We start from the raw sequence: 8,735 nt of genomic DNA, 5'->3' as shown, positions 1-8,735 counted from the left end.
TTTGCATTAATTCTTCTCTTTCCTCATCTATTATTGCTTTCTCTTTTGAAACAATTAGAGTTACTTATTCCTTGGTTACATGAGCGGGGTTTTGAACTTTGTCTTATGAGGTGCAAGATCTGAGTTATATAAAGTTCTGTAAACAAGGGTGCAAGCACTGCATAAATTTTGTCAGGTTCACTAGAGAAATACTTGAAGCGCGAAACTTCTGTAGGTTACTAATAGAGGATATTGAGAAAATTCTTGATAGAAAATTCTTAATATCCTCTTTCCTATTTTAACCGTAGGGGTTTGGTCACCAAACCCTATTTCTTGTCTATTTCTTGTCCTTTAAATAAGCCAACATGGTATCAGCATCAGAAACCTCAAAAGGATCTGCGGGATAATTATCTGCATAACCCGGTTCGGCAAATACTTTTTCGATCGCCCCATCATTGACAACCATTGAATAGCGCCAAGATCGCATCCCAAAACCGAGATTAGACTTATCGACTAACATTCCCATTTTGCGGGTAAATTCGCCATTACCATCGGGAAGTAAAAATACTTTATCTGCACCCAATTTTTTACCCCATTGAAACATAACAAAGGCATCATTAACTGAGACACAAATAACTGCATCAACTCCTTGTGCTTTAATCTCGTCGTAGAGTTCCTCATAGCGAGGGAGGTGAGTCGAAGAGCAAGTCGGGGTGAAGGCTCCCGGAAGAGAGAAGACCACAACCCGCTTACCGCCAAAAATCTCTTGAGTGGTGATATCCTGCCAACGAAAAGGGTTTTCGCCACCAAGGGACTCATCGCGAACTCGGGTTTTAAATACTACGTCGGGTACTTTATCAATTACAGTCATTTTGTTTCTCCTTAAACTTTAGAGGATTTTGTTTAATTCATTCTTATCTAAGAATAATTCTTAGATAGCGAAAGGTAAATCAGTATAAATACTTAATTTTACTGATTTCTTTATTCCCGACAAAGAAAAGCGATCGCAACCATCCAACCCAACCCCTGGAGTTGGATAAGGAGAATGCGATCGCTCAAGAGGGTCGCGATCGCGCGATCGATTACATTCTCAATCCTCCCTCTTCTCGATAAGGCGATCTTAGAGAAAGAATATACCAGCTAAATAGAAGGGATTCTGCCTATTTACACTTCTTTACACAGATGACTGTTCTTGCGTCCCACTACTTATTAACGACTGCTTTCTCCAGTTTCTCTTTCGGTGCGATCGCCATCTGAATTCCTGTTTATAGTCCTTTCAACTTCAGTGCGATCGCGACTTACAGCAAATACTTTACGCCACGTTAAAACCGTTTTTTGACCAATTTCTACCTCCATTAATGGTTTCAGATCGTATTGAGGAGTATCCGAGAACTCAAGGCGAATTTTCATATTTTTAGCCGGAGCATTCGCCAGCGCATTTGCCATTTCTGGCGAAACTTTTCCCTCCGCATAACTATATTGTTCCCCATTAATGCTAAAATGAATAACAGTAGGAGAATAATCGCGATAGCCCCAATTTTCTACCCGTTCATTCACAGTTTCAGGAACAGAAATATCTTCCCATTCTTCTCTGCGATGATTGTAACGTCGTCGTGACTGATACTCGATGCGAGGAACAATAGAAATACTAGCAACAAAGTTATCGCGAAAGGTAAAACGAATTCCCGACTGACTCCATTGACTGACAAAATAATCGCGATCGCCCCCAATTCCTGTATGGCGATCGTTGACGTACAATCCATCAAATTCACTATATTCCACTTCTGACCAAGAAACGCGATCGCCATAATTAACAAGAGAAGGTTCAACGGCAAAAGCGGGCAGGACTGAAACTGTATTCAAGAGTGCTAAAATCGCTAAAAGTTTCTTTTTCATGGGGTTTCCCTGATGTCTGATAAGAGATAAACTTACAGACGTATAAATGGCTTAATAAGTTCGCGTAATCTTTACTTCAAGGTTTTACTTTAAGGTTTGGATGGTTAAAACTTGAGGAGGAGTTGAGTCGGGAGGATAGAGAAAATCAACGCTAACAGAACGTTTTGTATCGGGTGACAAATGCAACGTTACTAAAGGTTCTCCTTCTTGTCCTCGTCGCTGTACTAAATGATAGTAACGAGTTTGCAAGATTCCCCCATCATCGATATATTTCACTCGTACTGTACCGCGAAAAAAAGTATTAGTCGGTAACGGATCGAAAAAACGCAAACCTGTTGATATTTCATCCTGTTTGATGGGAGTTTCCAGAGCAATTGTTACCGTTTGCATCGCCTCCGTGGGGTTATAAAGCGGTAAATCAAGACTATACCTTATGCCATAATTACCATGTGTTTTATACGCCGTATCGGGATAGCGTGCTAACATGGGAGCGCTTTGAATTTGTTCCGTTCCTAAAGTGCCGCGATCGAGAGTGCTAATACCATAAGAAATAATTTGTCCGCGATCGGGAATCGTGAGAAAATCAACCTCAGAACGATCCGTTAATTTTGCCTCCCATTGCGATCCTTGGGCGACCCCTGCGACCCGACCATAGAGGAAAGAAGAACCTTCAGAATTAGGAGGAGTTGGGGCGCGATCGCGGGGTTTCGCTAAGTCTCCAGTTTGTAATAATGCTTCCCATTCTGCCAAATTAGGAGGGCGTTCATTGCCTTCTTCATCTTGAGGTGCAAACATGGCCAAACTGGCCAAATAAACTCGACCATTACTCCGCAAACGCAGATAAGAAGATCGTCCGTTAATAGGAGGATCGAAATCTTTCACCGGAATCGGTAAATTGAGTAATATTTGACTTTCTTTTGGAGGAACGATCGCCAAAAAAGGAAACTGAATTTGATGCCATCCCCGCAAAATTTCCCCCATAACCCGGCTTCCCGGTCCTGCATAAACTGTCCCGCTAGGATTCTCTAGAAAGGAATCTAGGGGAATAAATGGAGCATCCGGTTGCGAAAGATAACTCGCCGCTTGTAAAACATTTATTTTTACCCTTTCGCCACTGGGATTATAAACAATAATACCCAAATAAAGAGTCCGCAAATCATCAGGAGTGGGTGCTTTAGCAACATGATGGGCAAAAATATCAAAGCGTCCTTCTAAAGGAAAATCTAAATGTGCTTGCGGGTGGGTTTTCCCAGTAGGGGGAAAAGTAGACAGCAAAATCCCTGGTTCGAGAACCAACTCCGGACTATTACTATTAAAAACTGGAACTGTATTTAAACTTCCCGGTAAAGGTCGGACAATTTGCTCTCGAACAAACTCTTGAGGAGTTGGCGGAGGTAAAGGAGATGGAGTTGTGGCGAAAAATAGGAAAGAAGAGAGAAGATGGAACATGAATTTAATTGCGATCGCAGCTTGAAGTTGAAACTATATAGTATATTTGAAAACCAGCGATGACGGGAAATTCTAAGTTATAGATACGTCTGGCGATACTGTTCTAACATCATTTTCATTGCTTCTTCTTTCGTCCAATGCTTAATAGCAGGAGGGTATGGAATCTCGCGATAGCTTTGCTGACCTTGGAACGTGGCAACGACTTCAGCAATCGTTTGGCAGCATTGTTGGGGATAGCGTACCACCTGCTCCTCGGCAAATCTTAAGACAATCCAACCTCGTTCTAAAAAGATGCGATTGCGTTCGTCATCCGAGCCAATGCAGTGAGTGAGTATATGCTGATTATAAACGTAAGGTTCATCAATTTCGATGTCGATATACAGTCCCAAAGTTTTGTCAATGTAGGCAAAATCAGCCGTGTAGGGATGCTTTCGGTCGTACTTTGGATTGCGAATTGTGCATCCGGTGTGAATGCGATCGCCAAAATGCTGTCTCAGGGATTCTTTGAATGCTGCTTCGCTATAGCCAGCACGGTAGTTGGAACCACGACCGGGGCTTTGAGTGTATTTGAGTTTTGCCCAAACAAGTTGCAATAACGATTCGTTCTGCTTTTGCCATTGCGCGATCGCCGCGTCGTATTGTTGTTGTTGGCTGGCAGCATCCCGCGTGGCTTGATCATATTTGTGTTGTGCGCGTTGGTATTTTTCAAGTTGGCGTTGATAGTGTCGTTTTCGTTTGGGATATTGTTGAGCGTGGCTGATGAGGTAAACCACCAACAGACTCAGGGATATGAAAATCAGAGGAATCCCAATAATCGGTAATTTGAATGAGGCGATCGCGCCCATTGTTACGGCTGCGATCGCGTTGATGATGGGAGTTTTGATAGATTCTGGGTCTAATCGTCGCGGGGGAGGTTCTTCAAACCGAGGGCAAGACGGGAGAGAATGATTGGGAGCGGAAGGCCGGGGAGTAATTTGTTGGAGATGCTGAGTCATCCCTTTGGGAACGAGCAAGATGGGGTAGGTTGCATCAATCATGGACAGTTGGGAGTTGTTTGGAAAAATATCGAGTTTGTAGAATCTTGTGGGGTCTAAAGTTGATAAGTATTCAACTTTTCCCGCAGAAACTGTAAAAAAACTTTTACCTTCGGCGATCGCTCTTTAGTGGTTGGATAAACTGCACTTAATAAAACTGGAGTTGATTGCCAAGATAGCAATAAAGGGATTAATTGACCCGATTCCACAGCTTCGACACAGTAGAAAAATGGGAGCAAACCAATTCCTATCCCCGCGAGAACAAGTTCGTAAGCAACGATGGGATCGTTGACTGTACAGCGTGGAGTATGGGAAATTTCTTGTTGTTTGTCAGGGTTAATCAATTTCCATAAATAGTGCTGACCTCGAGAGATTCCTGTCGCAATGGTGTCATGTTGACTAAGTTCGTGGGGACTCTGGGGAATCCCTTTTCGGTCTAGATATTGTGATGAGGCAAATAGCTGTACTTTGGCTTCTCCAAACGGCTGTATTTTCAGAGAAGAATCCGCTAATGTTCCCACTCTAATTGAGAGATCGAATCCCTCTCGTAATGGATTAACCCCTTGATTGGTAATTTCAAGATTAAGACTAATTTTAGGGTAAGAAAAGAGAAAATCGGGAATTAATGATTTGAGGAAGAGATGGGTAAAAGCACTCGGAGCGCTCACCCGTAAAATGCCAGTGGGTTCCGATTTTTGTTCAGCGATCGCCGTGTTAGCTTCTTCCATTTCCGCCACAATGCGATCGCAATATTCATAATAAATTTGGCCAATTTCCGTGGGGCGCACCACTCGGGTCGATCGCTCGAGTAACTGCACCTGTAAAACCTCTTCCAGTTGTTGAATGCGGCGGCTGACGGTGGCTTTAGGAAGATTCAATTGTCGTGCTGCTCCCACAAAGCTCCCTTGCTCCACTACCCGCGCAAACACTACCATTGCATTGAGATCGGGCATCCGTCGATTATCCCATTCCTGAAATAGTGAATTGCAAAAAACCCCCTTTATACAGAAACTGTACCAGATTACGATTAATCCGAACGGTTTTTCTATCTGTCCTAAAGAGGAGGTCAAGGGTGAAAATTGCAGGAATTACCGCATTCGTCACCGGAGCCAATGGCGATATCGGTCAATATTACATAGAAGCTCTGAGAGACTTGGGGGCGGCTCGGATTTATGCAGCAGCCAGAAAAACCAGTGCTTTACAAGATATTGTGGCCGGGGATCGCGATCGCATTATCCCCATCGCCTTAGATATTACCGATGAGTCCTCTGTTAAAGCTGCCGTGAAGGAATGTCAAGAAGTGAGCCTGCTGGTGAATAATGCCGGGATCGGTCTGCGTCAGGGTTTTATTTCCCCTCAAGACCTCTCTGCTGCCCGTGGGGAAATGGAAGTGAACTATTTTGGTACATTAAATATGTGTCGCGCCTTTGCACCTATCTTAAAAAACAACGGGGGAGGCGCGATCGTGAATATGATTAGCATTTTAGGGAGAGTGAATTTTCCCTTTAATGCTTCTTACGGTGCTTCCAAGGCGGCGGCTTTTCTGATGACCCAAGGCATTCGGGCAGAATTGGCCGCTCAAAATACCTTGGTTGTCGGCGTATTGCCAGGAACTGTCGATACTCCTGGCAGTCATGACTTTCCCCCCCCGAAAGTATCCCCCCAAGCGGTTGCCCGAGAAGCATTGCAGGGTGTAATTGACGGCGTTGAGGACGTTTATCCAGGAGAGCAGGCGAAGGAAATGGAGGCGCAGTTGCGATCGGAGCCAAAAGCTCTGGAAAAAGCAATGGGGGCAATGCTATCAAAATAGCTTGAATAGGACTTACGCAGCTAGGGAGCGAGACGCTCCCACTACCGTATTCTCCTGTTATAGTAGTGCGGCCATCTTGCCCGTTAATGCGTAAGTCCTATTGAAAACAAATGACCATGATTACTTTTGTGAATGTTTTTACCGTCAAACCGGGACAACAACAAACAGCCTTTGAACGCATCCAACAGGTTTATCTAGAGGTGGTGAAAGTTCAGCCCGGTTTTATTGATGCCGTGCTACTGAAAAGTGATGATGAAACCAAAGTCACCGCGATCGCCCATTGGGAAAAATCGGAACAAGTCGCCGCTCTCCTCCAGCAGCCTCGGTTTCAGGAACTTCATAATGAGGAGTTTTACCGTGCAGTTGCTAAAATCGAACCTAACTTTTATAGCACTGCTATTGCAGTCACAGCTTAGAAAAATTGGGTAGGACTTCGCAATTCAAGCCCCCAAATCTAGGGGGAAAGTAGGGGTTTGGTCTCCAAACCCTATTGTTTGGTCTCCAAACCCTATTGTGTCCAACCGTGGCGATCGCTTAGGAATCTTTGGACGTTATGGCTATAGTTCCTACGGTACGATTATCACGGGGACGATCCGAACGGTTTTTTCGTTCTAATCCTCATGTTTGTTCAATCTTTTCAAGGAGAAAATCATGACTCAACCCATCAAAATTTTAGCTTTTGCAGGCAGCGCTCGCCTTGAATCTTTCAATAAAAAGTTAGTTAAATTTGCGGCGGAAGGGGCAAAATCTGCGGGAGTCGAAGTCACTAATTTAGATTTTCTCGACTACCCGATGCCTCTCTTTAACGAAGATTTGGAGGCCAAAGCAGGATTGCCCGAGTCAGTTTTGCAGTTTAAGGCTCTGCTGAAAAGCCATCAAGGTTTCCTCATTGCTTGCCCGGAATACAATGGCTCTATTACGCCCTTGCTCAAAAATGCGATCGATTGGGCTTCCCGTCCCGAACCCGAGGAATCCCCCATGTCCCTCCACTGCTTCAAAGGTAAAACCGCCGCCCTACTCGCAACCTCTCCAGGTGGGTTGGGGGGAATGCGGGGTTTAGTTCACGTCCGTAGCATTCTCGAAGGTATTGGCGTAACGGTCATTCCCGACCAGAAGGCGATTCCAGGGGCGTATCAAGCCTTTGATGAAGCTGGACAACTGAAGGATGAAAAACTGGCGGTGGCGGTGCGAGACATTGCCAAAAAACTGGCCGAAGTAACCACTAAACTCAACAGATAGGCGCTCTTTCCCCATGATGAAACGAATTACCCTGTTGCTGATTAGCACCATGACCGTGATGGCGGGGGCCACGATTTCCCCAGCTTTGCCGCAAATTGAAGCCTTTTTTCAGGAGGTTCCCCATGCGGATTTTTGGGTGAAATTGATGCTGACAATACCGGCTTTATTTACCGCGATCGCGGCTCCTTTTGTGGGGATTATTATCGATCGCTTTGGTCGCAAACCCCTATTAGTTGCGGCGACCTTACTCTATGGGGCGGCGGGGGGGTCGGGGCTGATCTTGAGTACCTTACCCTTGCTGCTTGGGGGACGGGCGCTTCTGGGGCTATCTGTGGCGGCAATTATGACCACGGCAACGACCCTAATTGCTGACTATTACGCGGGACCCCAGCGAGAGCAAGTGATGGGGCTACAAGCGGCTTTTGTGAGCTATGGCGGGGGGGTGTTTTTGATTCTAGGGGGAATATTAGCGGATATTAGTTGGCGCTTTCCCTTTGCCATTTACTTAATGGCTTTTGCCCTCTGCGGTTTGGTCATTTTGTTTATTGTCGAACCTCAACGGGATACAGAGGCAGAGTCTCTCTCTCTCCTCGATCGAGATGCCCCTATGCCCGTCCTACCCGTCCCCCTAGTCATGGGGATTTATGCCATGATGTTTGTTTCAATGGTGGCATTTTATTTAGTACCAGTGCAATTGCCTTTTTATTTACAAGCACTAACTTCCGTGAGTAATGCCTGGGTGGGTGTTGCGATCGCCAGTCTGACCCTAGCCAGTGCGATCGCCTCGATGAATTACCGTCGCATCAAATCCCAGGTTAGTTTCACGGGCATCATGGTATTCGTCTATGTTTTGATGGGGTTGGGTTATGGGGTTATCGCGATCGCCCAGACTTATCTTGTCGTACTCCTGGGGCTACTTTTAGCGGGGTTGGGACTGGGTTTATTAATGCCCAATGTTAATGTTTGGCTGAGTGCTAAAGTACCCCCCGCAACTCGAGGGCGCGTCCTGGGAGGACTCACTTCCTGTATGTTTTTAGGGCAGTTTTCTTCTCCTATTATCAGCCAACCTTTTGTACAAAAAATGGGTTTAGCCCAAACTTACGGAAGTTTTGGCATTGCTTTATCGATCCTAGCTGCGGGATTAATTTTCTTATCTTTGCAAGCCAAACAAAAAACGTGAATTACCGACTCATCATCCTACGGATAAATGAGCGGCTTCGGGATTCACAGGGAACTGCTTTTCATCAACATTGTTGATGACGAGTCTTACATCCCCTCCACCCGCAGAAGCGCTGATTCCCAGCGCCTGTATTTGTCTGATGCCTTCT

9 protein-coding genes are annotated in these 8,735 nt (G+C 45.2%); 4 read left to right on the top strand and 5 right to left on the bottom strand.

Translation table 11 applies throughout. The annotated features are described in order from the left end of the window. Nucleotides 1-316: 316 nt before the first annotated feature. The 5 genes from VB714_RS20035 to VB714_RS20015 all read right to left on the bottom strand — a co-directional run bounded on the left by VB714_RS20035 (nt 317) and on the right by VB714_RS20015 (nt 5,311). Entirely contained in the window at nt 317-850 is a 534-nt protein-coding gene (locus tag VB714_RS20035) for a peroxiredoxin (RefSeq protein ID WP_323226446.1), read from the bottom strand. A gap of 338 nt (nt 851-1,188) precedes the next feature. Next, the gene (locus VB714_RS20030; RefSeq protein ID WP_323226445.1) at nt 1,189-1,875 is read right to left on the bottom strand and encodes a hypothetical protein; all 687 of its coding nucleotides are present in this window, start codon (nt 1,873-1,875) and stop codon (nt 1,189-1,191) included. 84 nt (nt 1,876-1,959) lie between these two features. After that, complete coding sequence (locus VB714_RS20025) at nt 1,960-3,324, bottom strand: DUF3370 domain-containing protein (protein ID WP_323226444.1); 1,365 nt, start codon at nt 3,322-3,324, stop codon at nt 1,960-1,962. 77 nt (nt 3,325-3,401) lie between these two features. Beyond that, entirely contained in the window at nt 3,402-4,361 is a 960-nt protein-coding gene (locus VB714_RS20020) for a hypothetical protein (RefSeq protein ID WP_323226443.1), read from the bottom strand. A gap of 53 nt (nt 4,362-4,414) precedes the next feature. Continuing rightward, nucleotides 4,415-5,311: a LysR substrate-binding domain-containing protein gene (locus VB714_RS20015; RefSeq protein ID WP_323226442.1), complete on the bottom strand. Its 897-nt coding sequence runs from the start codon at nt 5,309-5,311 to the stop codon at nt 4,415-4,417. A gap of 119 nt (nt 5,312-5,430) precedes the next feature. On the opposite strand from VB714_RS20015, the gene VB714_RS20010 reads away from it, so the two are divergent. The 4 genes from VB714_RS20010 (at nt 5,431) to VB714_RS19995 (ending at nt 8,587) form a co-directional block, all read left to right on the top strand. Beyond that, nucleotides 5,431-6,168, top strand: a complete 738-nt coding sequence (locus VB714_RS20010) for an SDR family oxidoreductase (RefSeq protein WP_323226441.1) — start codon at nt 5,431-5,433, stop codon at nt 6,166-6,168. Nucleotides 6,169-6,278: 110 nt separating this feature from the next. Then, nucleotides 6,279-6,584 carry an antibiotic biosynthesis monooxygenase family protein gene (locus VB714_RS20005; RefSeq protein WP_323226440.1) on the top strand — a complete coding sequence of 102 codons (306 nt, stop codon included), beginning with the start codon at nt 6,279-6,281 and terminating at the stop codon, nt 6,582-6,584. Between the two features lie 235 nt (nt 6,585-6,819). Next, nucleotides 6,820-7,407, top strand: a complete 588-nt coding sequence (locus VB714_RS20000; RefSeq protein WP_323226439.1) for an NAD(P)H-dependent oxidoreductase — start codon at nt 6,820-6,822, stop codon at nt 7,405-7,407. 13 nt (nt 7,408-7,420) lie between these two features. Continuing rightward, on the top strand, nt 7,421-8,587 hold the full coding sequence (locus VB714_RS19995; protein ID WP_323226438.1) for an MFS transporter: 1,167 nt from the start codon (nt 7,421-7,423) through the stop codon (nt 8,585-8,587). The last annotated feature ends 148 nt before the right edge of the window (nt 8,588-8,735 follow it).

Source organism: Spirulina sp. 06S082, from assembly GCF_034932145.1.
Classification (GTDB): Bacteria; Cyanobacteriota; Cyanobacteriia; order Cyanobacteriales; family Spirulinaceae; genus CCY15215.
This window is presented reverse-complemented; position numbering and strand designations above follow the sequence as displayed.